Below are 24,764 nucleotides of genomic sequence, written 5' to 3'. Positions count from 1 at the left end.
AAGAGCTTTAAGATGTCAAAGTTAAAAAACAGAGAATGAGCGAGAAAACAGGAGAAAACATTACTTTATAGTGGGAGCTATTCCTGTAATGAATTAATTTGCGGTTTGAAAAGAAAAAGCGCCTCCTGTATGCTGGGTCTCGGAATGGTCACATTCACTGCCCTGATTAGGGGCTGCTGAACAGATAAAAAATACTGTAGCCACAAGGGTTTTGCCTCGTTTTCATCGAAATCATGTGCAAGGAAATCGGCGATTTTCCTTCAAATTCCTTGCACATGGAGCGGATCTGAATGTACGAATTTCTCTCTCACCGTGAAAATCAACTGCTTCTCCCCGATGATTTTTTCTTGCCGTTTGGCGGCAAGTTGAGTAAAGAAAATCGCTGGGTCAAGTTGGCTCGGTTGGTACCGTGGGCACATGCAGAGAAAAAGTATGCCAAGTCCTTCCGCAAATCGTTTCGTGGACAAAAGGCCGTTTCCATCCGTGTCGCCCTCGGGGCACTCATCATTCAGGAACGTTTGCAACTGTCGGACCGGGAAACGGTCCAGCAGATTGTCGAAAACCCGTATCTGCAATACTTCATCGGGCTGGAAGGCTATCAGGATCATCCACCGTTCCACCCGTCGCTCATGACGCATTTTCGCAAGTTCTCCGCGAAATCAACGAGATCATCGCGGTCGAGGCCGCCAAATTGACACCAGATTCCGACCGTGACGATGAACCGAAATCCGGTAGAAAATCCAAAGGTAAACGTACGACCAAGCGTCACTCAACATCCGAGGAAGATCCGAACCAGGGTGTCTTGTTGCTGGATGCCACATGTGCCCCGGCGGATGTGGCGTACCCAACCGATTTGAACTTGCTGAATGAGGCGCGTGAGAAACTGGAGGAGATCATCGACACGTTACATGCTCCATAGATTGGTCGTGCCCGCAAACCACGGACTTATCGGGATAAAGCGCGAAAGGAGTACCTGGCCGTGGCCAAACAGCGTCGTGCAAACGGCAAGGTGATTCGTCGAGCGATCGGCAAGCAACTCCTGGTGATGAACCTCGAGCGCAGGCTGCGGGATCTTTTTGCCTTCTGGTTAAACCGCCTTCTTTCGTATAGAATTCCTGGTTTTGGAAACGTTTTTGTAATTTGAAAACCGTTCAGCAAACCCTAAGTACAAACCCTTTCGTTAATGACTGAATTTTCATTCAATAACTATCTGTTAGAGTGAAAATTGATTTGTTTGTTGTCTGTTGTCTGTTGACGATTTCTATCAACTATAATAGGGTTAAAACATAAAGCGTCTTATTTTTTACTAAGGAGTAGAACGAATGATCTATCAATTTAAAGTGGCATTAAAAGATATATACCCGACAATCTGGAGAAGATTCCAAGTGAATGGCTTAATCACTTTTCACCAATTGCATAAGACGCTACAGATTGTCATGGGATGGGAAGAGTATCATCTCTATCTGTTTGATTTTGGGTCTTTCACGATTACCCGTCCAGATCCGACATTTCCACCAGGAAACACACCAGAGCTGAATGCACGAAGGGAAAAAATCGTTGACCATATCACCAAAGAAGGGCAGCAGGTGCTATATGTCTACGACTTTGGCGATGATTGGCAACATGATTTAATACTTGAGAAAATCTTGCCTGTCCAGCCTGAGAAGCAGTATCCTGTATGTCTCGAAGGTGAACGTCATTGTCCGCCAGAGGATTGCGGCGGTGTCTTGGGGTATCAAAGGATTTTGGAGATTTTAGCAACGAAGTCACATCCTGAATATGAAGATACGATTGCCTGGTTGAAAAAGGGGTTTGATCCCGAGCATTTTGACCTTGAAGGAGTAAATGAACAGCTTCTGCAAAAGAAAAAGCAACTAAATCCAAAAGAATTTATAAAAGTTGAAGAATCGAAGAAACCCATTAAGCTAACGACGGCAAAGCTGAAAAAACAACTGCAATCCCTTTCGCAGCAAGAACTTATTGAATTGCTTGTTGATACCTTTAAATCGAGCAAACAAGCCGAGCTATTTCTAACCGTAAAGTTGATTGGGGAGGAAGCCATAGAGGCATTGCTTCCCGTATATCAGAAAAAGGTGAAAGATGAGTTCTTTCCAGACCGAGGATTCGCAAAACTGAGGCTGGCAGATGCAAAAAAGGCAATTGATGAGTTTGAAAAGATCACCCAAAGCCCAAACCATACGTTGGAATTAATGCTCTTTTACGTTGAAATGGGTGTGGAATTTACCAATGCTTATGGCGATATAGATTCACGATTTTACGAAAGTATTCTGAAGATGTTTGCATCGGTCATCGACAGGATAAACGCGGACGACGGATACGATTTGTTTGAGGAGTTTGAGGAAAGAATCGCCGCTGTCGTTGAAAAAACGGAAGGAATCGGTTGGGGGTTCCACGAAAATATGCAGTATATTCATGAGGCAATTAGATGGTTATAGATTGTGTGCTTCAAACCACATCACGAATGTCATGCAAAAATTAGGTGTCAAAGGTCGATCTCAGGCAGTAGTCGAACTCGTTCGACTTGGTGAACTAGAGATTTGAACCCAGTCCACCCAGCCTCCCTTTTCTTCCCATGGTCGGAAGGGAGGGTTTTTTTATTTTGGGGGGAGCGGGGGGAAGAGATGCCATACATAATATTGATTCATCACCATAACCCGTGCTAGACATTGAGGGAATGTAAATTTTTTTGTGTAAATGGGTTTTTAACAGGCAGATGGTTACGTGGGCGGCTTTACATGGAGGGGAGGGCATGATAGGCTCGTTTGCCATGCGATGCATGGTTGACTGGCATCGCGCTGATGGTGCCAAAGAATTGCAGGTGCCGCGCATTCAGTTAGAGTCGATTGTTATTTTCGGTTACGTCGGCGTCAGTCCGGAAGCGATGAACTTATGTGTGGACAACGGAATTTCACTGGTGTTTCTGACGCCCACAGGCCGGTTCAAGGCACGGGTGACGGGAGAGGTATCCGGCAATATTCATCTGCGGCGCACGCAGTACCGCTGGTGTGACAGGGAGGAGCAGTCGCTGCTGCTGGCAAAACGGTTCGTTTATTCCAAGCTTGTCAATGCAAGAGTATCCGTTAAGCGTACGCTGCGTGATTACGCAGAACGGATTCAAGCGGAGCAATGTCAATCCGTTGTGACGTGGCTGGATCGACAAATGCGGGAAGTCGTCAAGGCAAAGTCGCTGGATGAACTGAGGGGAATCGAAGGACTGGCGGCGCGGCATTACTTTTCAGTGTTGCCGGAGCAAATTTTGGCAAATAAAGAGGACTTCGCGTTTAGGGGCAGAGTGAAACGGCCTCCTCGGGACCGCGTGAATGCGCTCCTGTCTTTTCTGTACACGCTGCTCGCGAATGATGTTACGCATGCACTGGAGACGGTCGGCCTTGATCCACAAGCCGGATATTTGCATCGGGATCGCCCGGGGCGGAACGGTCTGGCGCTGGACTTGATGGAGGAGTTTCGGGTCTATATGGCGGATAGAACGGCGCTGACGCTCATTAACCGGAAACAGGTGACCAAGGATGACTTTGTAGAGAAGGAGTCTGGGGCGTTTATTTTGAACGATGAGGCCAGAAAGCTTGTTTTGACGGAGTGGCAGCAGCGCAAGCGGGACGAGATTTATCATCCATTTTTTGAGGAGAAGATAGCCGTCGGACTTCTTCCTTACGCGCAAGCGATGCTGTTGGCGAGATACATGCGCGGCGATCTGGATGATTATCCGCCATTTTTTGGAAGTAGGGTGATGTGGGATGATGGTGTTGATTACTTACGATGTAAATACAACCTCTGCCGACGGGCAAAGACGGTTGAGGCAGGTTGCCAAAACATGCGAAAATTACGGCCAGCGAGTGCAGAATTCGGTGTTTGAATGTTTGCTTGATCCGCAGCAACTGAAGGAATTGCATATCAAACTGAAAAGGATGATAGAGCCGGAGACAGACAGCTTGCGCTTCTATCGGCTGGGTGCTAATTGGAAGGGGAAGGTCGAACACGTCGGTGCCAAACAAGGGTATGATCCGGAAGGGTTTTTGATGATTTAGCAGTGGATTTTGCATTTGCGAACCCAAGGCTCACAGCGATTTTCAGGGAGGTTCGCAAATGCCTGCCGTTGCTGGGATTTGGGGGAGTTTGGGCATACGTCGCTGCGTATTATACGACCGTACAAACGAGGTTCGCGGAAATCGCGTGAAATCCCCAGTCGGGACAAGGCTTTCTAGGTAGTACAGTCGCCTGTCGCAGGCAGGCGTGAATGGAAACATCTCATGAAGAGCCAAGTATACGAAAAACAAGAAGAATGCCTTCCTGGTCAGGAGTTGGCGATCACAGGAACTTCAATAGGCTGGGGTAGATAGGGTTTGACTACCGTCTATCCCGGTGCTAACCAATGAATGTCGACCCCGTGCCCGCTTCTGGGTTTTTGCGGATCTGAAAGCTGCGGGAGTTGTTGGAACAAATGCGTCAGGAAGTCGTTCAGCGGCAGATAGCTGCGCTGGCCTTTGCTTCACGAGCCATATTGACACACCCCGATCGTGGTCTTGGTTCCTCGACGATTTCAACTACACCCGCAGGCCATCGTTCCATCTAGGGCAGCCAGCTTTTCCCTGGCGCTCTGGTGCTCCGCACTATAGCGCTTCGTCCTCTCTTCCTGTTGCAAAAATTCACCGAACCTGGTGACCAGTGACGGCCAGTCCGACCAGACGGCGTGCTCCTCACGAGGTCCCGGACCCGTTCTGCATAGAAATTCGCCCATCATCATTCACCGCCATTCTTTATTGGATCGGCCTTGAGCCGGCGACTTCAACTATACTGTCCGCAATGCTCCCGCAAAGGCTTCCTCATCTCAAGACCGTTCCCTAACCTCTGAGTATAGCATTTTCAAAATTTCACGCGTGTCCAATATCGAGATAACGCAGCAATTTTTTACAGAGAGAATGTCGGAACAACCCAAATTGTAAACGAGATTCTTGAACGGTTTGGGGGCGTTGATATTTGGAGGGTTTTGAAAATGGCTCTCCTTGGAGGTTCATGGTACAATGGCACAGGCAGCGATATGAGAAGACGCCGTAAACGATAAGGAAATGAGGAAACAGCGTGTTTTTTGTACTGTTATTGCCAATTGGGTTCATTGCCGTTTTCATTGCGATTGTGATGGCGTTCGTAGGGATGCGAAAGGATGCCCAGCAGAAGAAGGATGAAGCCAAACGCATTTTTAAGCGCATGAACATCATTGCCGCGATTGGATTTGCTTGCATTGCACTTGGCCTTTTTGGCCCGAGCGGGTAAAAGGAATCGATGGACAGGTCGGATTCGGGCAAAGAGGCGGGAGAGATCACGGCTTTTATCGCTAAAAATTAGGCTGAACGGAAAAAACGATTATGTTCGAGCAGTTCTGCGAGAGAGCGTAAAAAGTTTTGTGTATGAACCTCACCGCTGTAAAAAGACTTTTCCCTCACTCAAACGCTCTTTTCCCCTAGAAGCAAAAGAAAAACACCCCCCCCAAAAAAAATCCTGCCTCTCCTTGTTCCCTTGCCCTATAATATAAAAAGGGTGATTTCATTCTATGTACGATACATTTATCAAGCATCTAAAGTCCTATAAAAGCACAAAAATATCCCTCGGCCAGTTTGAAACATGGGCTGATCCACAGACAACGTACCCGCAATTTCACCGAGCCATGCAAACATTGCTCGACAACCAGATCCTCATCCCCGTTCGAAGTTCCGGGACGAACGCCAAAAATCCGCCACTCCCTATGGCTTACCGCATCCAGAAATCCGTCCTTTCTCAGCCGATCAAGCAAGCAATAAAACAAGCACAGTTGTGCTTTCATCCGAGTATCAGGCTGGACGTCTATTTTCGGCTTGCTGAATCCAGATGGAGCAAAGATTTGCCGTACATCCAGCAAGTGCATGACTACCTCACGCAACGGGGATTTCCGCAGAGCGAAGCGACGGCACCTGAGCGTTCCTTTCACTTGGTCGGGGACGAAAAGTGGATCGATGAGAAAGGAGGGCGCAAGCTGCTGGAGGCGATCGGCGTGTGGGAGCAGTTGAAGGTTACAGCTATGCCCGATCCGCTTATGTTTGCGGTCCATCTGCAACAGGTAGGAGAACAACAGGGTATCTATCGGCACTTGATCGTCGAGAATAAAACCACTTACTATGCGATATTGCCCATCCTGTCTTCGCTTCCCTATGCGACTTTGATTTATGGAGCCGGTTGGAAGGTTGTTTCCGGAATTGACGGCCTTTCAGAGCAGTTGGGAGTGGGGCGGGATGCGCGTCATCAGTTTGAATATTTTGGCGACCTCGATCATGAAGGTTTGGCGATCTGGCACGCGCTTTCTCAAAAATGCGGGGCCGTGCCGGCAGTTGAACTGTATCGGGCATTGTTGCGACAGCAAGCATCCACCGGAAAAGGAGGGCAGCGCGTGAACGGAAACGCGATTGAACAGTTCATCTCGTTCTTTTCGGAAGAAGAAAGAACGCAGGTTTCGGCCTTGTTGAAAAACAAAGAGTATGTGCCGCAAGAAGCGATCCCGGCAGAAGCGCTGCGAAACAGGCTGCTTGATTCGGCAGCAGAGAGAAGGGAGGAGAAAGGGAGTGGAGCATGAACGGCTGGAAAGTGTGCTGGAGGACTACAAGGAGCGCATCCAGCGTCTTGCGTTGTTTGATCCTTTGCACAAGCTGGATGCCAAGCGGGAAAAAGATCGGCAAGAGCGGCCTATCGATATGTTTGGACTGGGGTTGTTAGCTCTGCTGTTCTTTTTTGAAAATATGTTAATCCGCAACAAAAAGACCGGGGTGCAAGAGCTTGCCGCCTTTCTCATGCAGATGAACCAGGAGGAGATCGACCTCGAGGATGAGGGATTTGAAAAGATCGCCCGAACGATTATTGAGACGTTCCGGCCCGCCAGTGGCAAACGCAACCACCGGAGCTTTTATAACTGGGAGACACGGCAGATGGACAAGGTGGAGTTTTCGATTTTGAAAGCAGAGCGGGGAGATATAGCGGCCAACAAGCAGTATTATTCCCTCGACGAAGACGGGCTAGAGCTGGTTTTTGCCACAAAGGAGTTTTTCCGGGAGTTTCATTTGTCGATTAATCAATTGCTATTGAGAAAACAGTTGGAAAAAGGTGAGTTCGGAGGAGCGCTGCGGCAAATCAGCGAGATGCGGATCGATGTGGAAGCTTTGCAGGAACGCATGGTGCGGATGAAGCATGAAGTGCAGCGCAACATTATTTCGGAAGAGACGTATGTGCGCTACAAGCAAGTCATTGAAGACATCCATCTGCGTCTTGCGAGAGAGCATGAAGAGTTTCACGAACTGCAAGGGTTTGTCGATGAAACGAAAGAGCGGCTTCTGTATGAGCGCAAAGGAGAAAAAGAACACCGGGCGTATGAATATATTTTACGCATTGATCGGGAACTAGGAGAGGTGCACTTTGCCCATACGGAACTGTTGAAAGACAGCATCGTGCTGAAAACGACAGCTCTCCAGGCGGCACAGGAGACGCTATACCATGTGGCTTTGCAATCTTTCAATTTTGACCAGGAAATCGTCGCTCGCCTGATCGCTTCCCCTCTGCCTCTGACCGCGACGAGAACATTGCTTGCGCCGTTTCTTTCCCTGGAGCAACATACAGGCTGGTCGCCGCTGGCTGTGTTTGAAAAACAGCGGGTAGGGGGCGAACTCGAGGAAGAAGGTCAGGGCGATTTTGAAGAGGTAACCGATGAAGCGGAACAGGAGCAGACGATCGTCCAGCAGCAAAACTTTGGAAAAATCATGCGCTATGTCCTCACTGTTCTCGATGAACAAGGAGAGGCTACGATTTCGCAGGTTGCCCGGCATATGCGGGAAAACGGACATGAACATTGGCTGCAGCATCGTTCCTTTTATGATTTCTGGTTGCTCGTACATCAGCGTTCCCCGTTGCAAAAGGCGCACGAAGAGGAAGACCATCACTTGCTGGGGGAAGTGCTCGCCCTGCTGCAGCCTGGACAGCGCATCGAGGTGATTGAGCTAGAGGAACGCTTGCAGCTTACGAAGCGATTTGAAATACAAGATATGAAGGTATGCAGAAAGGAGAGTTCCCATGTATGACAACGAGCAGGTTCTGACGGCCTTTCGCATCTATTCTCAACTTAGCCGGGACGGACAGGCAGATACGGAAAGCATGAGAATGTATGTGGGCAATGACGTAATCAGAGGGCTGGTGGAGCAGTTCGCACGCGAAGTGGATTGTGCCGTCATTCCTGCGGGGGACAAGCTGTACATGGTTCCGCTCGCGGTAAGCTCTCCGTTCCATTTGAAAAATGCTTCGCTGAAAAAAGAATACTTGCCCGCCAAAGCCAAGAACATTGATTTGTACATGATGTACGTAGCTATCCTCATTCTGTTTGGCGAGTTTTACGACAGCTACCACTCAACGGAAATGACGAGAGATTTTATCACCTTGGGAAGCTGGTTGGAAAGCATCGACGCCCGTATCCAGACGTTGAAGGAACATGGTCCGGAGCGCTTGCAAGCACTTGACGCCGAGTATGAATATAACTGGAGTCTGCTGGTGGAGAAATGGGAGGCCATTGATGACTTACGTGAGTCTTCCAGGCAGCAGGATGGACGGACGAACAGCCGCCTGGGCTTTTTGTCTATCGTCCAAAATTTTTTGCGAGAACAAGGTCTGATCGCGGATCTAGGGAACCAGGAGCTGACGCTCACGGAAAAAGCCAAGACGATTATTCAGCGCTACTACATGGACGTGGATTACAATCGGGGAATTCTGGACTTCATTTCCGGGCAGGAGAAGCAGAAGGAGGGAGCGTAAATGCCTGTCATTTCCAAAATTCGCTTTACCAATGTGATCTATGAGGGAGGAAGCAAGCGCTATAATGATGAGCTGTTCGTGTTTGACGGGCATAACGGCGCGATTTTGCTTGAAAATGGCGGAGGGAAAACCGTCTTCATCCAGACGGCCCTGCAAACCGTGCTGCCGCATCAAGAGCTGGCGGGACGCAAAATCAGGGAGACGTTATCGCTGGCAGGCACTCCTGCTCATATTGCTATTGAATGGATTATCAACGACTCTCCTCGCCGTTACGCTTTGACCGCTGTCACCTTGTTTTTGCACAACAACGACCTCGATTCGCTGCGCTATGTGTATGAATATGAAGAGGGGAATCCGCATGCGATCGATGAGCTTCCTTTTTCCAGAGAAGGGGCGTTTGGGAAAAAGCGACCGGCAGATAAAGGAGAAATGCAGGAATACTACACGCAGATGAGTTCTCGGCATATGAACGCGCGTACGTTTGCGACGATCAGGGAGTATCATGCCTATCTGGAAGAACACTTTCAGTTGATTCCCGCCGAATGGCGTAAAGTAGCGACGATAAACGGTGCGGAAGGCGGCGTGGAGATTTTTTTTGACGACTGCAAGACGACGGACCAATTGGTGTCGCAGTTGTTGATCCCTACGGTGGAAGAGGCAATCAGCGGCAACAATGGTCAGGCTTTTGCGGAAATTTTTGAAAAACAGCGAGAGCAGTTCAAGCAAAGCAAGCAGCTCCGCATGCAAATCCAGGAGTGTCAACTGCTGGAAAGGTCCGTGCAGCAGTATAAACAAGTGTTTGCCACGTATCAGGAATCGAGAGAGTTGCTGGAACGGGAAAAGGAATGGACGAAGGCACTGTTTCAGCACGCCCGGAACGAACTCTTGCTGGTAACAGCGGAAGCCGAGAAAATCGCAGGGCAACTTTCCGAATTGCAGAGAAAAAAGCATACTTTAAACTGGAAAAAGGCATCCCGGGATATTGCAGCCCAGGAAGCAGTCGTGAAGCAATACGGTGCCGAATGGCGCGAGGAATCGCGCAAGCTTGAAAAAATGACGCTGGAAGCCGAAAGGGCGGAACGCCACCAGTACACCCTGGAATATGCCAAATACCAGTCGCAAAAGCAAGTGGCCGAAGAAAAGCTGACATTGGCCGAATCCCAGATTGCGAGGCTGGATGAAGAACAGGACGTTTCCCAGATCAAAGAAGCGCTTGGGCGCACGAACAGAGAAATTCGCGGGTACTACGACCAGGCGGAAAAAGAATGGAAACAGCAGGAGAGCATGATCCGCAGCCAACTGGACAGTGTGCTCCAGCAAAAAAAGGCCAAACGAAACGAAAGCGAACAAGAGCGGGAACGTCTCGAGGCAAATAAGAACAAGCAAGCGGCCTTGCGAGAGCGGATGGAAGGTGCGTCCAAAGAGCAGCAGAGAATTGCCGGAAATATTTTGAGCAATCCACTTCGCGAAACGGTCGAAGAATTCATTCCTGTCTGGCAGGAAGAGCTGAGGAAAAATCAGGAGAACCAAAGCCTTTACCAACAGCACATCAAAGAGTGCGAGGAGCAGCAGGCCAAGCTGGAAAGCAGGCTGGAGGAAACTCGCAAGGAGCTTATGGCCTGGCAAGAGCAAGCGAACCAATGGATATTGCGGTGTACGGAAGCCGAGAAGCAGCAAAAAAGCGTCCTGACAAGCTTGATCGAGCACATCCCCAGGCTGTCCTACCTGGATTCGCTCTACACCAGACAGGAGAGCGTAACCCAAACGGTAATGGACAAGGTCGCGATTTTGGAGAAGGAAAAAGAAGAGGCATTTTCGCGGGAGCGACAAGTGACAAGGCTGAGCGATGAATACGCTGAAAGCGGCGTGTATGCGGCCGATCCCGAATTGGCCGCGCTCGTCGTCAGATGGAGTGAGTCGTTTCACTATTTGGAGACTGGACCGCAGTTTCTCCAAGAGGTGCTGCAACGTGGAGAGATCGCTCTGGAAGCGCTCACTGCCCGCTTCCCTTATTGGGCAGCAGCCTTGATTACTACCGAACAGGAAATCGAACAACTGGCAGCGAGGCTGCAAAAGCATGCCGACCAGCTCCGCAGTCCTGTCATCCTCCTTTCCTTGCAGGAAGCGCGCAAATGGCTGGAAGCAGGCGAAGAGTATGCATTCTCTTACCGCCAAATCGTCCCGAGCCATTGGCAGGACAATCTGGATCACGAACGGTTTGAGAAGTGGAAGCGGGAGTTGCAAGAAAAAGCGGCTGCAGTCATTCAAGCGCGCAAAGACAAGGAAACCGAGTACCAGAAGCTGTACCAGTTGAAAAGCGAGCTGCTCTGTTTTTACGCAGACTATCCGCAGGCACGGTACGCAGACTGGACGCGGCAGCGGGACGAATGCCAGGCGCAAAAAGAACGATGCCAGAAGGACATCGCGAATCATACGGAACAAATCAAGAAGATCGAACAAGAAAGGAAGCATTATACGGAGAAGCTGTCCGAAGAAAAAGGACTGGAGCAGACTTTGGGCTATCGTTTGCAAGAGGCGAACCAGTATATGCTGCAGAAAAAAGTATGGGAGGAGGCAAAAAGACAAGAGGATGAGCTCGTGCGCGAGGCGGAACTGCTGAAGCAAAACTTGCAGGCCCTGGACAGGGCGTTGAAAACGCTGGAGGCGCAAGAGCAAGAACTGCAGGAAGAGCGGGAAGAGAAGACCACGGCCCTGGCACATCTTCGCGGGGAATGGCTCTATGAACAGGTGAGAGAGTTCCCGCCGGCCACTCCCCGGTTCTCCTTCGAAAGGTTGCGTGCCGAGCGAGAGCAATTGACAGATAGGTTGCGGGAGCGGCAAGCGAGCCGGGCAGAATTAGAGAGGGAGGCCGAGCGTCTGGCGAAGGAGATCGAAGCGAATCAGCGCGGAATGAATCTGGTGCTGGCGAAGCTGGATCAGCCGCTGGAACATCCGGTCGTCTATCCGGTGGATGGAGACGTCCAGTACGAACGTATAGTCAGGAAGGTCGCAGAATTGAAAAAAGGGGTCGCGGCCCAGCGTATTGTGACGGAAGAGCGGAGCAATCGTTTGTCTGAGCAAAACGGCCGCCTTGTGACATTGATGGAGAAGTACGGAGAGCGATTTGGAGATGAGCCGCTGGAAAGGTTTGAAGGCGATCTCAACGACGCGCTGAAAAGGCTGAACCAGGAGGAAGCGGATACGGCAGCAAAACAAGAGTATTTGCTGACGCAGGAGCAGGGCTTCCGCCAAACAGTCAAAGAACTGGAGGACACGATCCGGGAGCTGGAGGCCAAGAACGAGGTTTACCGTTTTGCCGAAGCCGCCGTTACCAATGTCCCGGTACGGGAAGAAGAGTTGCTCGCTTTCCCTTACCAGCGCTTGGCCGTGGCGCGAAAGCGAATCCGGGTGCTCTCCCAGAAACAGGAGACTGAACAGCAGGAATGGAGGAAGGTCATGGCTGAAAAGGACCGATTCAAGCAATTTTGCGAAAGGCAGATTCGGAATAACAAATTGCGGTACACAGCCATGGCCGGAATTCAGAACAAGCAGGAATTTTCCGAGGTGCAGGAATGGGCAGACACCTTGACCAGGACGATCGCCACTAGTATCCGGGTATTGGAGGATAACTTGCAAGGGCGGGACAAAGAACTGCAAGATTTCATCACGATCGTGCACACCCACTTGCAGCGAATTGCCGTCGAACTGAAGACGATCCCGAAAAAAACGAGTGTCCAGGTAGAGAGCGGCAGGAAGGAAGTATACAGCTTCCACGTTCCGGAGTGGAAAGAGGAGATCGGAAAACAGCTACTCCGTCAGCACGTTGACTGGATGTTGAATCGGCTGGACGGGGACGAGTTTAAGGATGTGGAAGGGAAAGAAGACGCAGGAAAAATGAAGAAGTTTATCTACGCCTCCCTGCAGTCCAAATCGCTTCTCGGCATCGTCATGGGCAATGACAGCATTCGTGTAAAGTGTCGGAAGGTCAGCAAAGACGGACAAGTGAGCGGGGCGCTCTCGTCCTGGGAAGAGTCAAACAAGTGGTCTGGCGGAGAAAAGTGGAGCAAGAACATGACGCTCTTTTTGGGCATCCTCAACTACCTGGCGGAAAAGCGCCAGCGTATCCAGCAAACGGGCAAGCGTTATCGGACAGTCATCGTGGACAATCCGTTCGGGAAAGCATCCAGTGAACACGTGCTGGACCCTGTTTTCTTCATTGCCAACGAATTAGGCTTCCAGCTCATTGCCCTGACCGCTCATGCGGAGGGAAAATTCATTCGCGATTATTTTCCTGTTGTTTACAGTTGCCGTTTGCGCGCTTCTGCTAGTGGCGACGCTTTGATTATGACGAAGGAGCGGGAGATCAAACACGCTTATTTCCGTGATTATGATCCGTATTCATTGCTGCGGCTGAGTGAGCATGAACAGCTTACTTTATTTACGTGAGAGATTGGCAAGTCGCTGCCGAGGAACAGCTCGATGTACAGCCGAAGGGCTTCGACAACACCATCCGCTGGAATGTCGGTCACATGATCTATTGGATGGATCGGTACTCCACGCTCTGTTTTGATACTCCGTCCTTGATTCCGGATCAGTATGAAGGGCTGTTTGCCTCCGGTACAAAACCGTCTTCGTGGACGACAGAGCCCCCGAGCAAGGAAGAATTGCTCTCCTTGCTAACGTTGCAGCTTTCCCGCCTATCCGAGCTGACGCCTGAGATGCTGGATGCACCATTGAAAGCGCCGTATGTCATGGGGCCTTTCCAATTCGATACCGCAGGCGAGCTGTTCAACTTTGCCCTGGTTCACGAAGGAATCCATCTTGGGACGATTTCCAGCCAGCGCAAGCTCATCCAGTGAAGATCTTGCACTCGGATGCAAAAAACGAAGCAGGGTCACATCATAAAAGGAGGGTGGTCAGGATGAAAACCCGTGAAGCGTTTGACGCCTTTAGATGTGCGCTGGAAACAGGATATACAGGTGATTTCCTTGACAAGGTGACGGATGACTTTCATTTCTTCGTTCCGCTCCCGTTGGATGGGTGGAATCAGAAGCAGGAGGGCCGAGAGCGGTTCGAGGGGAGCCGGCTGCCTGTTTTTCGGTTGTACCCGGACGATCCCCCGCTTGCTCACACATGGCAAGCGGGGGACTGTTCCTGTCAGGGACGGCTTTCTCGCGTTCACGCCTCTCCGGCAGCGGACGGTTTTGTCGCGCTGCCTTTTGTTTTCCCGGAGGAGAACAAAAAACATCCGGCAATCACCATAATGCCGCCCACTCCTTGCATCCACGTCAGTTGTTCCCCGAGGAATAGAAAGGCCAAAAGCGACGTGAAGATCGGATTGAAGTTGAGGAAAATGCCTGATGTAGTGGCGCCCAGCTTTTGCACCCCGATGTTCCACAGCACCATGCACACGACGGTGGAAATCACGCCGGTGTACAATAGGGAGCCGACGAAGGACGCATTCAGGTTGGATACGGTAAAGTCAGCCAGGTTAAAAGGCACCAGGATCGCCAGCCCGAAAACAGCCGAATAGAGGATGGACATCATCGGACTCGTCTTGGTCATGGCCCACTTGCTGCAAATGGAATACAGTCCCCACACGCCAACGGCAGCGAGCATCCACAAATCGCCCGTGTTGAACTGCAAGGTGAGCAGGTAGTCCGTGTTGCCTTTTGACAACACAAGCAGCACGCCCGCGAGCAAAAACACCATGCAGCCGATCTGGAACAGGTTGATCTGCTCTTTTAAAAAGACAAAGGAAAACAGCGAGATCGACAGCATGTTCAACGTCGAAATCAGCCCGACATTCGTCGCGGTCGTCGTCTCCAGCGCGAGAAACTGGAACAAGTTGAAGAGGACGACGCCCGTAATGCCCATCAGCACCAAAGGCAGGATCGAGTCTTTGGCCGGCAACAGCTTTCGTTCCTTCCACCAGACCATCGGCAGCAGGCACAGAACCGCGATCAGCCAGCGCAGGCTGGTCAACGTCAGCGGAGACGCGTGCCCCACGAGCGACTTGCCCAGGACAAAGTTTCCTCCCCACAAAAGACTGGTGAGCAGCAGCAAGACATAAGCTTTTGGCATAGCAGATAGCCCCTTTTTCGCGATAACGGAAGAATGGATAATCATCTTGTTAATGAACATAACATTTTCGTTAGACTTGCAAAATAAGATTCTGTATAATAGAAAAAATTCGAAATAAAAGCTTCATAAAGTGGACTTCGACAAAATTTCATCTGTTTTTCGCGAAAAAAACGTGCCGCTGTTCGAATAATCAAAAGAGGGGAAGATCAAATGGAAGCTTTTGTCAGTAAAGTGCTGGATCGGGTCGATCTGCACATTCTGGATCTGCTGCAAAAGGACGCGACGATCAGCAATGCCGAGCTGGCGCGGCGCGTGAATTTGTCGCCGCCTGCGACGCACACACGGGTAAAGCGTCTGGAGGCGGAAGGCTATATCAATCGGCAGGTGGCGATTCTCGACCAGGAAAAGCTCGGCTTTGATTTGTTGTGCTTTATTTTTATCAGCACGAACATTCACCAGGCAGAACAGTTGGAGACGCTGGAAAACGCCTTGCGCGCCATGCCGGAAGTGCTGGAGGGCCACTGCCTGACGGGCGAATACGATTACTTGCTGAAAGTCGCGATCAAGGATCGGAAGGGGCTGAACAGCTTTATTCGCCGGCTGAACCAGCTCGGCATTTCCCGGCTGCAAACGAACCTGTCCCTGCGAGAAGTGAAATATTCGACGGTTTTGCCGATCACAGAGGCAGAGCAGGCGCCGTCCGACAGTCGCTAACGGGATTTTTCCGATATCATGCCGACCGAGAATCCGGCTTTCTTTTCGCAGAAGTCTGTTGATAAAACAGAAGATTTCCGTAATCATAGAACAAGAGACAGATTACGAGGAGAAAAAGGGGAATCAGACTGATGGCAATCAAGGCGATTTTATTTGATTTGGACGATACGTTATTGTGGGATGAGCGCAGTGTCAAAGAGGCGTTTCAGGCGACCTGTAGAGAAGCCGCCAAGCATTACGAGGTGGATGCGGAGCAACTGGAAGCTGCGGTCCGCAAGGAAGCTCGGGCGATGTATGAAGCCTTCGAAGCATTCCCCTTTACGAAAATGATCGGAATTAATCCGTTTGAAGGACTGTGGGCGCAATTTGCGGAAGGAAAGCAGGAGGAGTTTCGCCAGTTGCAAGCGTTCGTTCCTACGTACCGGAAGGAAGCGTGGACGCGCGGCTTGCGCTCTCTTGGCATTGAGGACGCGGAGCTTGGGCAAAAGCTGGGAGAGATGTTCGTCGCGGAGCGGAAAAGCCGTCCGCTCGTCTATGAAGAAACGTTCGAGGTGCTCGATCAGCTCAAAGCCAAATACAAACTGCTGCTGCTCACAAACGGCTCGCCTGATCTGCAAAAACAAAAGCTGGCAGGGGTGCCGGAGCTTGCGGCTTACTTCGACCATATCGTGATCTCGGGAGATTTCGGCCGAGGCAAGCCGGCGGCGGAGATTTTCGAGCACGCCATGAGCCTTTTGGGCATCACGGCGGAGGAAGGCGTCATGATCGGGGACAAGCTGACGACCGACATCCAGGGCTCCAACGCGGTCGGCATGCGCAACATGTGGATCAACCGGCACGGCGCGAAGCCGGAGGGCGAGATTGTTCCGGCGCATGAGATTACGAGCTTGCGCGAGATTCAAACCGTGATTGATACATGGGAAAACTAGCAGACAGACAAAGGACAAGCCCGCCGGACGTTTCGGCGGGCTTTTTTCCTAGCGTCTTATACTTCCAAGTGGAAGGTTATTCGCAGCCTGCACGGTCACGTCACTGCGATGCCTGAAAGAGAGAGGCGGGAGGAGGGACCCGTGTGAAGCGTCATCAAACAGATGGAGAACGGCAGCTTAGTCAGTTGTTTTCCCGGGAACACGTTGTCCTGGGACAATATATGGAAAAATTGAAGAAGCTTGTCTATCAAAACCGAAGCAATCATTTGCTCTTGCTTTGCCTGCCCTTTTTGCCGCATGTCCCCGCGCTTGTCAGCGTCATCTTTTTGCCGGGAGTCGTCAAAATGGCGATTGCCGCCAAAGGGGTAAAGCTGCCTGTAAAAACAGTCGGGATCATGGAGATCGGCAATGTCCTCTGGTTTTTGGCGGGGGGATATGTGCTGCTTGCGGTGTGACTGCCCCCACGCGAAATATGATGTTTACACACTGGTGAAGATTGGGAAAATAAGCTAAAGTCAGATCAACATTTGACGAAAACCAGACGTGGGGGAATGGTCAGTGTCTATGTTCGGCAGAAACGAGCCGTGTCCGTGCGGTTCGGGCAAAAAATACAAAATATGCTGTTTGCCTAAAGAGGAAGCAAAATGGTTGGCACTGTCCCAAAATCCTTCCCTTGCCGAAGTACAAGTGCAAAACGAATACTTCCAGCCCGCAACTACCTCGCACAACGCTTTGCAAGGAATGCGCGAATTTGCGTTGGCTGTCATGGACCAGATGGGAACGTATTTGAGACGGGAGCACAAGCGCGATGACATGATCCGCTTTCTGGCAACCGATCTGTTGAAGCTGGTGGATGAAGGCGAGCGCCATTATTTTGAGGCAGTCAGAGAGATACTGGAAATGAAAGGGCTGCCTCCAGCGGCGCGGAACCAGGTAAAGGCCGTACCTGCCTTGACCAGAGCGGAGCGCATTCTGGTCCGCAATGCAGCGCAGAGCATTTTGGCAGAGTATGCGTTTATGGGCGAACACGATACGGCCGATTACGGAGCGATGAAAGTCATCATGGAGTGCTGCTATCAGGCGGTTGCACGGGGCATCGAGGAACAGGCCGATTTGTGGAGCGTCAAGCTGTTTGTCGATACGGGCAACCAACTGGTCGATTGGGAATTGCAGTTCAGTGACGACATGGCGTTCGGGCTGGATCAGGAAGAGAGTGAGGTCATGATTTACTTTGACTGGCACTCGCTCGACGAGATTGAGAACGAATATGAATCCTACGCCCACACGCTCACCGGATTGCGCGAGGAGTCGTTGAAAACGTTGGCGACGGCTCTCGTCCAGGAATCGTCGACACCGCGCAAGTCAGCCGACAAAATCTCGTACACGGGACTGGCGATGAACTATTTCGGCTTGCTGGAGCAGGAGCTGCGGGATGTCATCTCTTTTCACGAAGGGGCGACCGCTCCGAAAAAACGGATGTGGCGAGAGCTGTGTGAATACTTGCAAAACGAGCACGTTCCGATCGTAAGCGACGGCATCGAGCTTTTGGGGGACAAGCTGAAAGCGTTGCACGGGCTGCGCAATCGGGCTGCACACGGGGAGTTCATTACGCATGAGGAATTTGCGGCAGTAAGAGCGCTGGCGCTCGACTCGAACTTGCTCGCGTACATCTCGCAGGCAAAATCGGCGTATGCCGAGCAGCGGGCTCAAGGCTAGGCCGGGTCAGAGTGCTGCTACCCGCCAGCCACGGAGACGTTTTGCACCAAAAAAATTGTCAGTAGCCACTATTTGCGAATAGTGGTTTTTCTGTTCGGCTCAGTGGTGCCGCGCCCCTCGCCTTGCCTGCTATAATAGACAAAAAATCGGTACAGACTATGAACTTTTGACCTGGACTGACCATGCTTTTCGCGGGAGGAACAGGCCAAAAGCGAATGCCAGAACGGCGGAACAAAAGGAGGTCATCATGTTCAAGATCACGCTGCCGCAGCTAGAATCCCATTTGTGGGAATGTGCCAATATTTTGCGCGGGAGCATTGACTCCGCTGACTATAAAAACTACATTTTCGGCTTGTTGTTTCTCAAGCGGCTGCACGATGTTTTCAGCGAAGCCGAGCAGCATCCCCCGGAGCGCGGAGATGGCGTCGGCGATGGCGACAAACACACTCGGGACGCTCACCTGTTTGTCGTCCCGGAAAACTCGCGCTGGCACAGACTGCAGGCGCTGACAGAAGGGATTGGAGCCGCGATCAACGAGGCGTTTGCCGCGCTCGAAGCGGAAAATCCCGTGCTGCGCGGCGTTCTGGCGACAATCGACTTCAGCGATACGGAAAGGCTGCCGGACAAGCTTTTGCAGCAGTTGATCCGGCATTTTTCCGCGATTGACCTCGGCAATGGCAACTTGTCGGAGCCGGATATTTTGGGACGAGCCTACGAATATTTGCTCAAGCAGTTTGCCGCTGATGCAGGGAAAAAGGGCGGAGAATTTTACACGCCGAGCAAAGTGGTGGAATTGATCGTGAGGCTCATCAAGCCGGAGGAAGGCATGCGCGTGTGCGACCCGACGGCAGGCTCCGGGGGGATGCTAATTCAGGCGGTGGACTACATCAAGGCAACAGGCGGCAATCCGCAGCGCATTACGCTGCACGGACAAGAGCGCAATTTGAAGACGTGGGCGATTTGCAAGATGAATTTGCTGTTGCACGGCCTTTGGGACCACCGGATCGAAAAAGGCGATACGATCCGCGAGCCGAAGCTGCTCGAAGATGGCGAGCTCATTTTGTACGACCGCGTCATTGCCAACCCGCCGTTTAGCCTGAGCAACTGGGGGCTGGAAGAAGCAAGGACGGACACGCTCGCCCGGTTTCGCTTCGGACTGCCGCCAAAAGACAAGGGCGATTTCGCTTTTGTGCAGCACATGGTGGCGACGCTTGCGCCAAACGGCAAGGCCGGGGTGGTCGTGCCAAACGGGGTGCTGTTTCGCAGCGGGGCGGAGGCGGCCATCCGCAGGGGGCTGCTGGAAGAAGACTTGATAGAAGCAGTGATTGGCTTGCCGCCCAACCTTTTTTACGGCACGGGGATTCCCGCTTGCATCCTGATTTTGAACCGCAACAAAGAGGCGGCGAAAAAGCGGAAAGTGTTTTTCCTGAATGGCGCAAGCGGCTATCAGGAAGGGAAAAACCAAAATTTCCTGCGCGACTCCGATGTGCAGGACATCGTGTCCGCCTATGAAAAGTGGGAAGCGGTCGACCAATACTGCCGGGTAGTCGAGCACAGCGAAATCCAGGCCAACGACTACAACCTGAACATGGCCCGCTACATCGACTTGTCCGAGCAGGAAGCGCAGATCGACGTAGGGGCAGCTCTGGCCAAGCTGCGCGCGCTGGAGGCAGAGCGTGGCGAGGTAGAGGGGAAAATGCTCCGTTTCCTGAAGGAGTTGGGGTACGATGCCTGAATGGAAAAAAGGGCCGCTCGGATGGGCCGTGCGCGTGCAAGGCGGCTATCCGTTTTCCTCGACCGCGTTTGTGGACAAAGGGGTTCCCGTCGTGCGGATGAGCAACATGAAAAACGGCCGCCTGGACTTGTCGCAGGCGAAATGCCTCGATAAAACCGCTCTTGAGAAGTTCAAGTCGTTCGTGCTCCAGCCAGGCGATCTGTTGCTCGGGATGTCTGGCAGTATTGAAAATTTCGCCGAAGTGCACGCAGACGATCTGCCCGCGCTGCTCAACCAGCGCGTCGGGAGATTGCAAGTCAAGGACGATGCGCTCGTGTGCAGAGAGTATTTGAAATTCGTGGTGACCTCCAAACGGTTTCGCGACCAGGTGCTGACCATGGCGGCGGGCGTGGCCCAGCTCAACATCAGCTCGAAACAACTGGAGTCCATCCCGATCTGCTACCCGCCCCTGCCGGAGCAGCAAAAAATAGCGGCCATTCTCGCCTCCGTCGATGCCGTCATCGAGAAGACCGACGCGATTATCGCCCAGGTGCAGGTTGTAAAAAAAGGGTTGACGCAGCAACTTTTTACGCAAGGAATCGGCCACACGGCGTTTGTCCAGACGAAAATGGGCACGATTCCAGAAGGCTGGTCGCTGGTCAGGCTCAAGGAGATCGCCAAGGTCAAGGGCGGAAAACGAGTGCCAAAAGGCAGCAGCCTGACAGACACCGTTACTCCTTATCCGTATATACGGGTATCCGACTTTGGCGAGCATACGGTGCGGATGGAGCAGCTCAAGTACGCAACCGAAGAGATTTACAGCAAAATCAAGCGCTACACCATCTCCAGACGCGATATTTACTTGTCGATCGCAGGCATTTATTTAGGCGTGGCGGGCAGAGTCCCGGACGCGCTCGACGGTGCGCTGTTGACGGAAAACGCGGCGAAAATTACGCCGACGAGCGACCAGGTTGATCTCGACTATTTGATGTTTGCCCTTGGCTCGGAATTTTGCCAGCGGCAGATTGCAGTGCTAAAAGGCGTGACAGGAGTGCCGAAGCTGGGCTTGAAGCGCGTGGAGACGATGCTCGTCCCCCTCCCCCCTCTGGAGGAACAGCAAAAAATCGTGGCCGGGATCAAAAGCGTCCTCTCCAAGCGCAGCATCGAGGAAGCGAGGCTGCAGCAGTTGCGGGCGGTCAAAAAAGCGCTGATGCAGATGCTGTTGACAGGCAGCGTGCGCGTGCAGCCGGACGAAGCGGCGGGGGAGAGCCGCCCGGCTTCGGTGCCATCACGCGTTTGACGCACGGGGCCGAGGCGTGCTGTGTCCTTGAGCCGCCGCGCGTACACCAGACTCAATCGCGCCTTGAATCCAGCCGTGGTACTGGGGAGAAGTGTGCTCCCCGGCCAAAGGCACAGGGCCTTCCTGCGCGGTCAAAAACCCGGACAGCTCCGTCTCCTGCAGCGGTTTGAACAAGGCAAAACCTCCTGCGGCAAAAGGCTGTGTCGCCCAATTGTGGACCACGCCTGTCACAAACGTCCTGTACACTTGCGCGTCGAAGAGGATAGCCAACTGGCGCAGCACCTGCCTGATTTGCTCGTCGTGGGACATGCTGATCCACGGCAGCGCGTCGTCTTCCCACGTGTAGCTCGCCAGGATGGTCCCGCCAGGCTGCTGAAACCCGTGGCTCGGATAATAGGCAAAGCGCAAAGGCAGGTCGCAGATCGTCTGTCCGCCGTACAGCCCTTCTTCTTCCCAAAATCTGCGCGAAAACTGCAAGCCGATTTTGGTCGCGGAGACGTAGTGGAGCTGGTGAATCGCCTTCCATTTTCCAAACGAAAACAGGCTCGTCGGCTCGACATCGACAAATTGCAGGACGGAAAAGGGGACGGTAACGATCGCGACATCTCCTTTCAGTTGAAACGAGCGGGAAGAGGCGAGGTTGATTCCCGATATGGCGATTTTTGGCCCGCGCTGGCTGATCTTGGTCATCTTGTGATGGAACAAAACGTTTTCCTGCAATTCCGGCGCGAACGACTGGGGAAGCTGGCCAAACCCTCCGCTTATTTCATAGAAGAGAGTAGCGGGTGAGAACAGGATGAAGTCGCGCAAAATTTCCAGAAAAGACAGCTCGGGAAAGCCTTCAAAGCCGCTCATGACCTTGATTTTGTCGACCGCCGCCGCTGACAGGGACGCACCGAGCGGATTGTGGCGCAAAAATAGCTCCATCGAATATTTATCGTATTCCTGGATGACAAGCGGCCAGTGTTGCTCCGGATTTTGCCGGATGAAATCGAGGAGCGACCCGATGGCCATGAGGGCAAGGGCGTCAGCCGACTTGCCTTTTTCGTGTGGCGCGACGGGGAAGCGCAGCATGTCTGGCTGTTGCTCGTACAGCCAGCGCCGTTTTTTGATTCCGTTTACGTAAAGGAGATCGTTCGGCGTGCTGTTGATGAACTTGTTGAGAGGCAGCCCGAACTTGGCGATGTAGGCCATCGTGAGCTGGTGGGTGCTGGGGATGCGCATGGCGCCGGCTTCCAGGTAGTGGCCGTCTGTAAAAGGCGCGCGCAGCGTGAGCACTCTGCCGCCGAGGCGTTCCGACGCTTCCACAATCGTGACGCGGTGCCCGGCTCGCTTCAACAGCGACCCGGCGACCAGTCCAGCCATGCCAGCGCCGACAATGATGATCTTTTTGGGCTGGTTCGTCGGTGGCAGCCCGTCGCGGATGATGGTCAGCATTTGCGATTCAGTCAGGGAGGATGAAGTGATCTCCATTTCGTTTCTCCTTTGTGCACTTGTAAAAATAAGGTATTCTCGCATGGCGCAATGGTGTTTGCCAGATTCCATTTTCATCCAAGTCATGGTAGACTGGAATGGTAGGGGAACAAATGATCGGGGGTCGAGTCATGCTGCCAACATACGTAATCTGGAAACCAAGCACGGGAGCGGGGTATGAGCATCTTGCCATCAGCGAAAGCGAGGAGCAGTTGACAGTCGACAGCTTCGTGATCGGGGAGAGCGAACCGGACAAGCTCGCGAGAATCCAGTATGAAATCGTGCTCGATCGTAGTTGGGCCACGAGAAAAGTTTCAATTCGGCATTGGGGAGGGCAAAAAGCGCTCTGTCTTTTGTCCGACGGAAACGGACAGTGGACGGACGAGGCGGGACAGCCGATTGCCGAGCTGGCAGGCTGCGTCGATATTGATCTTTCGTGTACGCCGTTCACGAACACGCTGCCGATCAGAAGACTGGCGTTTACTCCGAACGTGCCGCAGGAGATCGACGTCGCCTATTTTTCTGCCTACGAGCTGACCTGGCGGCGGGTGCGGCAGCAGTACACGCTGCTTGCGTCTGACGCCGATACTGCGGTGTTCGAATATCGCGCGGGCGCTTTTGTGCAAAACATCACAGTGGATGCAAACGGTCTTGTCCTTTTGTATCCCGAGCTTTTTGTTCGCGAGAGGCCGCTGGCCGCAAGCGGTATCGAAGTGGAAGCAGGCAAGTAGAAAGGGGCCGTTTTGTCATGGCGGAGCGTTTTCTGGCGGGGCTTTTGGCCAGCTTTTTGTTTACGTTTGGCGCGGCGATCTTCTATTTCCAAGATCGCTTCATGGTTCTGCCGACGGCTATGTTCACATTCCCGACCGTCTTTGTATTGGGGCTGCCGCAATCTGTCGCGATCGACTGGCTCCTGCGGCCTTTGCGCAGTAGAAAAAGGAGCAGAGTGGTCGTGCTGCTGGAGGCTTTGCTCTACGCCGTAGCCGGAATCGCGGCGACCGCCTTGTTACTCTGGCTCGTAACAGGAGAGTTGTTCAAGGGGATTTCTTCTTTTTACTGGCTGGGGATGACGGCTTCGTTGCTTTACTATGCGTGCTTGCTCGCCCTCAGAAGGCAGAGGAAAAAGCGGGACACGCCGCATGCCAAGGAAGCCGAGAACGAATGAAGCGAAGGAGACGGGTTGAGCACATTGGAAAAGGCAATTGCACTCGCGGCACAGGCGCACGCGGGGCAAACAGACAAAGGCGGGAATCCGTACATCCTCCATCCGTTGCGCGTGATGCTGAACATGCCAACGGACGAGACGAAAATCGCGGCTGTGCTGCATGACGTGCTGGAAGACACCGCTGTCACGGTGGCGGATTTGCAGGCGGCAGGCTTTTCCGAACCGGTCATTGCCGCAGTGATTGCTCTGACCCGGCGCGAAGGCGAAGCCTACGAGGACTTCATCCGCCGGGCGAAGCAGGATGCGATCGCCAGGCAGGTGAAGCTGGGCGATATCGAGGACAACATGGACTTGTCGCGGATTTTGGAACCGACTGAACAAGATTACGAAAGACGCAAGCGCTACGAGAAAGCTGCCCTGCTGCTGACTTCGCAAGGGCAATACGAGGGGAACGGCTAGCGGCGGCAGCTTTTCTTGACGGCGGCTGTTTTGGTGAGCTATAGTGGGAGTAACCTTATCAGGGGAGAGATGTTGATGTCGGCGGTTGTTCTTAACTAACGCAATTCCATACAAAAGGCTAGGAGCAAGTTCACGAAAATTTTGCACGTTTGGCAAAGTTTATTTGTGATGGTTACTTTCCGGCCTTGGAATTTGTTAAGAACAGCGGATATCATCCAATGCTCCAGGGGTTTTTCCCCCAATCATTGCGCCCAAATCCGTGCTGTTTTCAGCGCGGTTTTTTTGACGGATAAGAAAGTATAAATTTTGAGGAAGGGGAGTACCCATCCTTGTTAAGTTATTTGTAAAATAGAG

Annotated in this window: 20 protein-coding genes and 3 pseudogenes; 21 read left to right on the top strand and 2 right to left on the bottom strand. The window is 52.3% G+C overall.

Annotated elements, in window-relative coordinates; all coding sequences use genetic code 11:
• Positions 1-290 precede the first annotated feature (290 nt).
• From AC3WQH_RS22935 to AC3WQH_RS22880, 12 genes and pseudogenes are all read left to right on the top strand, one after another.
• Positions 291-1,039 (top strand): annotated as a pseudogene (locus AC3WQH_RS22935) (transposase); the annotation flags it as partial.
• Positions 1,040-1,322: 283 nt separating this feature from the next.
• Positions 1,323-2,456, top strand: coding sequence for a DUF6155 family protein (locus AC3WQH_RS22930; RefSeq protein WP_005829175.1), 1,134 nt, complete (start codon positions 1,323-1,325; stop codon positions 2,454-2,456).
• Positions 2,457-2,469: 13 nt separating this feature from the next.
• Positions 2,470-2,562: pseudogene (locus AC3WQH_RS22925) on the top strand (helix-turn-helix transcriptional regulator); the annotation flags it as partial.
• Between the two features lie 208 nt (positions 2,563-2,770).
• Positions 2,771-3,895, top strand: coding sequence for a type I-C CRISPR-associated endonuclease Cas1c (gene cas1c / locus AC3WQH_RS22920; RefSeq protein ID WP_005829172.1), 1,125 nt, complete (start codon positions 2,771-2,773; stop codon positions 3,893-3,895).
• Entirely contained in the window at positions 3,777-4,067 is a 291-nt protein-coding gene (gene cas2, locus AC3WQH_RS22915; protein WP_025846424.1) for a CRISPR-associated endonuclease Cas2, read from the top strand. Before cas1c ends, cas2 begins: the two co-directional genes overlap by 119 nt.
• A 1,051-nt stretch (positions 4,068-5,118) precedes the next feature.
• The gene (locus tag AC3WQH_RS22910) at positions 5,119-5,310 is read left to right on the top strand and encodes a hypothetical protein (protein ID WP_007784731.1); all 192 of its coding nucleotides are present in this window, start codon (positions 5,119-5,121) and stop codon (positions 5,308-5,310) included.
• Positions 5,311-5,587: 277 nt separating this feature from the next.
• Positions 5,588-6,640: a Wadjet anti-phage system protein JetD domain-containing protein gene (locus tag AC3WQH_RS22905; RefSeq protein WP_005829162.1), complete on the top strand. Its 1,053-nt coding sequence runs from the start codon at positions 5,588-5,590 to the stop codon at positions 6,638-6,640.
• Positions 6,630-8,132, top strand: a complete 1,503-nt coding sequence (locus tag AC3WQH_RS22900) for a hypothetical protein (protein WP_005829160.1) — start codon at positions 6,630-6,632, stop codon at positions 8,130-8,132. Before AC3WQH_RS22905 ends, AC3WQH_RS22900 begins: the two co-directional genes overlap by 11 nt.
• Positions 8,125-8,856 (top strand): DUF6063 family protein, encoded by a 732-nt coding sequence (locus AC3WQH_RS22895; protein ID WP_005829158.1) that lies wholly within the window; start codon positions 8,125-8,127, stop codon positions 8,854-8,856. The genes AC3WQH_RS22900 and AC3WQH_RS22895 overlap by 8 nt, the downstream gene beginning before the upstream one ends.
• Complete coding sequence (locus AC3WQH_RS22890) at positions 8,857-13,302, top strand: coiled-coil domain-containing protein (protein ID WP_197187562.1); 4,446 nt, start codon at positions 8,857-8,859, stop codon at positions 13,300-13,302.
• The gene (locus tag AC3WQH_RS22885) at positions 13,299-13,715 is read left to right on the top strand and encodes a DinB family protein (protein ID WP_005829154.1); all 417 of its coding nucleotides are present in this window, start codon (positions 13,299-13,301) and stop codon (positions 13,713-13,715) included. Before AC3WQH_RS22890 ends, AC3WQH_RS22885 begins: the two co-directional genes overlap by 4 nt.
• 62 nt (positions 13,716-13,777) lie before the next feature.
• Positions 13,778-13,933: pseudogene (locus AC3WQH_RS22880) on the top strand (nuclear transport factor 2 family protein); the annotation flags it as partial.
• Positions 13,934-14,034: 101 nt separating this feature from the next.
• Here AC3WQH_RS22880 and AC3WQH_RS22875 read toward each other — a convergent pair.
• The gene (locus tag AC3WQH_RS22875) at positions 14,035-14,940 is read right to left on the bottom strand and encodes a DMT family transporter (protein WP_340673330.1); all 906 of its coding nucleotides are present in this window, start codon (positions 14,938-14,940) and stop codon (positions 14,035-14,037) included.
• 210 nt (positions 14,941-15,150) lie between these two features.
• Here AC3WQH_RS22875 and AC3WQH_RS22870 point away from each other — a divergent pair, with 210 nt between their 5' ends.
• From AC3WQH_RS22870 to AC3WQH_RS22845, 6 genes are all read left to right on the top strand, one after another.
• Entirely contained in the window at positions 15,151-15,654 is a 504-nt protein-coding gene (locus AC3WQH_RS22870; RefSeq protein WP_005829150.1) for an Lrp/AsnC family transcriptional regulator, read from the top strand.
• 131 nt (positions 15,655-15,785) lie between these two features.
• Positions 15,786-16,583 (top strand): HAD family hydrolase, encoded by a 798-nt coding sequence (locus tag AC3WQH_RS22865; RefSeq protein ID WP_005829148.1) that lies wholly within the window; start codon positions 15,786-15,788, stop codon positions 16,581-16,583.
• 143 nt (positions 16,584-16,726) lie between these two features.
• Positions 16,727-17,038, top strand: coding sequence for a hypothetical protein (locus tag AC3WQH_RS22860; RefSeq protein ID WP_007784717.1), 312 nt, complete (start codon positions 16,727-16,729; stop codon positions 17,036-17,038).
• A 109-nt stretch (positions 17,039-17,147) separates the two neighbouring features.
• Complete coding sequence (locus AC3WQH_RS22855) at positions 17,148-18,299, top strand: SEC-C domain-containing protein (RefSeq protein WP_005829144.1); 1,152 nt, start codon at positions 17,148-17,150, stop codon at positions 18,297-18,299.
• 247 nt (positions 18,300-18,546) lie between these two features.
• A complete protein-coding gene (locus AC3WQH_RS22850; RefSeq protein ID WP_005829142.1) occupies positions 18,547-20,034 on the top strand; it encodes a type I restriction-modification system subunit M in 1,488 nt (495 codons plus the stop codon).
• The gene (locus AC3WQH_RS22845) at positions 20,027-21,313 is read left to right on the top strand and encodes a restriction endonuclease subunit S (RefSeq protein ID WP_238504052.1); all 1,287 of its coding nucleotides are present in this window, start codon (positions 20,027-20,029) and stop codon (positions 21,311-21,313) included. Before AC3WQH_RS22850 ends, AC3WQH_RS22845 begins: the two co-directional genes overlap by 8 nt.
• Here the strand turns inward: AC3WQH_RS22845 and AC3WQH_RS22840 are convergent.
• A complete protein-coding gene (locus tag AC3WQH_RS22840; RefSeq protein WP_492332265.1) occupies positions 21,302-22,786 on the bottom strand; it encodes a flavin monoamine oxidase family protein in 1,485 nt (494 codons plus the stop codon). The two genes, AC3WQH_RS22845 and AC3WQH_RS22840, sit on opposite strands and share 12 nt — an antisense overlap.
• Before the next feature lie 131 nt (positions 22,787-22,917).
• Between AC3WQH_RS22840 and AC3WQH_RS22835 the strand changes: the two genes are divergently transcribed.
• From AC3WQH_RS22835 to AC3WQH_RS22825, 3 genes are read left to right on the top strand one after another with little or no spacing between them, the layout of a single operon-like run.
• Positions 22,918-23,517 carry a putative glycolipid-binding domain-containing protein gene (locus tag AC3WQH_RS22835; RefSeq protein ID WP_005829137.1) on the top strand — a complete coding sequence of 200 codons (600 nt, stop codon included), beginning with the start codon at positions 22,918-22,920 and terminating at the stop codon, positions 23,515-23,517.
• A gap of 17 nt (positions 23,518-23,534) precedes the next feature.
• The gene (locus AC3WQH_RS22830; protein ID WP_005829135.1) at positions 23,535-23,951 is read left to right on the top strand and encodes a hypothetical protein; all 417 of its coding nucleotides are present in this window, start codon (positions 23,535-23,537) and stop codon (positions 23,949-23,951) included.
• A gap of 15 nt (positions 23,952-23,966) precedes the next feature.
• The gene (locus AC3WQH_RS22825; protein WP_007784707.1) at positions 23,967-24,410 is read left to right on the top strand and encodes an HD domain-containing protein; all 444 of its coding nucleotides are present in this window, start codon (positions 23,967-23,969) and stop codon (positions 24,408-24,410) included.
• The last annotated feature ends 354 nt before the right edge of the window (positions 24,411-24,764 follow it).

Source organism: Brevibacillus sp. FW301-21C12A, assembly GCF_058788915.1.
This window is presented reverse-complemented; position numbering and strand designations above follow the sequence as displayed.

Bases quoted from the DNA above. Each gene is read 5' to 3' on its own strand.
- AC3WQH_RS22930 (WP_005829175.1), top strand. From the start codon at position 1,323: ATGATCTATCAATTTAAAGTGGCATTAAAAGATATATACCCGACAATC.
- cas1c (WP_005829172.1), top strand. From the start codon at position 2,771: ATGATAGGCTCGTTTGCCATGCGATGCATGGTTGACTGGCATCGCGCT.
- cas2 (WP_025846424.1), top strand. From the start codon at position 3,777: ATGATGGTGTTGATTACTTACGATGTAAATACAACCTCTGCCGACGGG.
- AC3WQH_RS22905 (WP_005829162.1), top strand. From the start codon at position 5,588: ATGTACGATACATTTATCAAGCATCTAAAGTCCTATAAAAGCACAAAA.
- AC3WQH_RS22895 (WP_005829158.1), top strand. From the start codon at position 8,125: ATGTATGACAACGAGCAGGTTCTGACGGCCTTTCGCATCTATTCTCAA.
- AC3WQH_RS22890 (WP_197187562.1), top strand. From the start codon at position 8,857: ATGCCTGTCATTTCCAAAATTCGCTTTACCAATGTGATCTATGAGGGA.
- AC3WQH_RS22875 (WP_340673330.1), bottom strand. From the start codon at position 14,940: ATGCCAAAAGCTTATGTCTTGCTGCTGCTCACCAGTCTTTTGTGGGGA.
- AC3WQH_RS22870 (WP_005829150.1), top strand. From the start codon at position 15,151: ATGGAAGCTTTTGTCAGTAAAGTGCTGGATCGGGTCGATCTGCACATT.
- AC3WQH_RS22865 (WP_005829148.1), top strand. From the start codon at position 15,786: ATGGCAATCAAGGCGATTTTATTTGATTTGGACGATACGTTATTGTGG.
- AC3WQH_RS22855 (WP_005829144.1), top strand. From the start codon at position 17,148: ATGTTCGGCAGAAACGAGCCGTGTCCGTGCGGTTCGGGCAAAAAATAC.
- AC3WQH_RS22850 (WP_005829142.1), top strand. From the start codon at position 18,547: ATGTTCAAGATCACGCTGCCGCAGCTAGAATCCCATTTGTGGGAATGT.
- AC3WQH_RS22845 (WP_238504052.1), top strand. From the start codon at position 20,027: ATGCCTGAATGGAAAAAAGGGCCGCTCGGATGGGCCGTGCGCGTGCAA.
- AC3WQH_RS22840 (WP_492332265.1), bottom strand. From the start codon at position 22,786: ATGGAGATCACTTCATCCTCCCTGACTGAATCGCAAATGCTGACCATC.
- AC3WQH_RS22835 (WP_005829137.1), top strand. From the start codon at position 22,918: ATGCTGCCAACATACGTAATCTGGAAACCAAGCACGGGAGCGGGGTAT.
- AC3WQH_RS22830 (WP_005829135.1), top strand. From the start codon at position 23,535: ATGGCGGAGCGTTTTCTGGCGGGGCTTTTGGCCAGCTTTTTGTTTACG.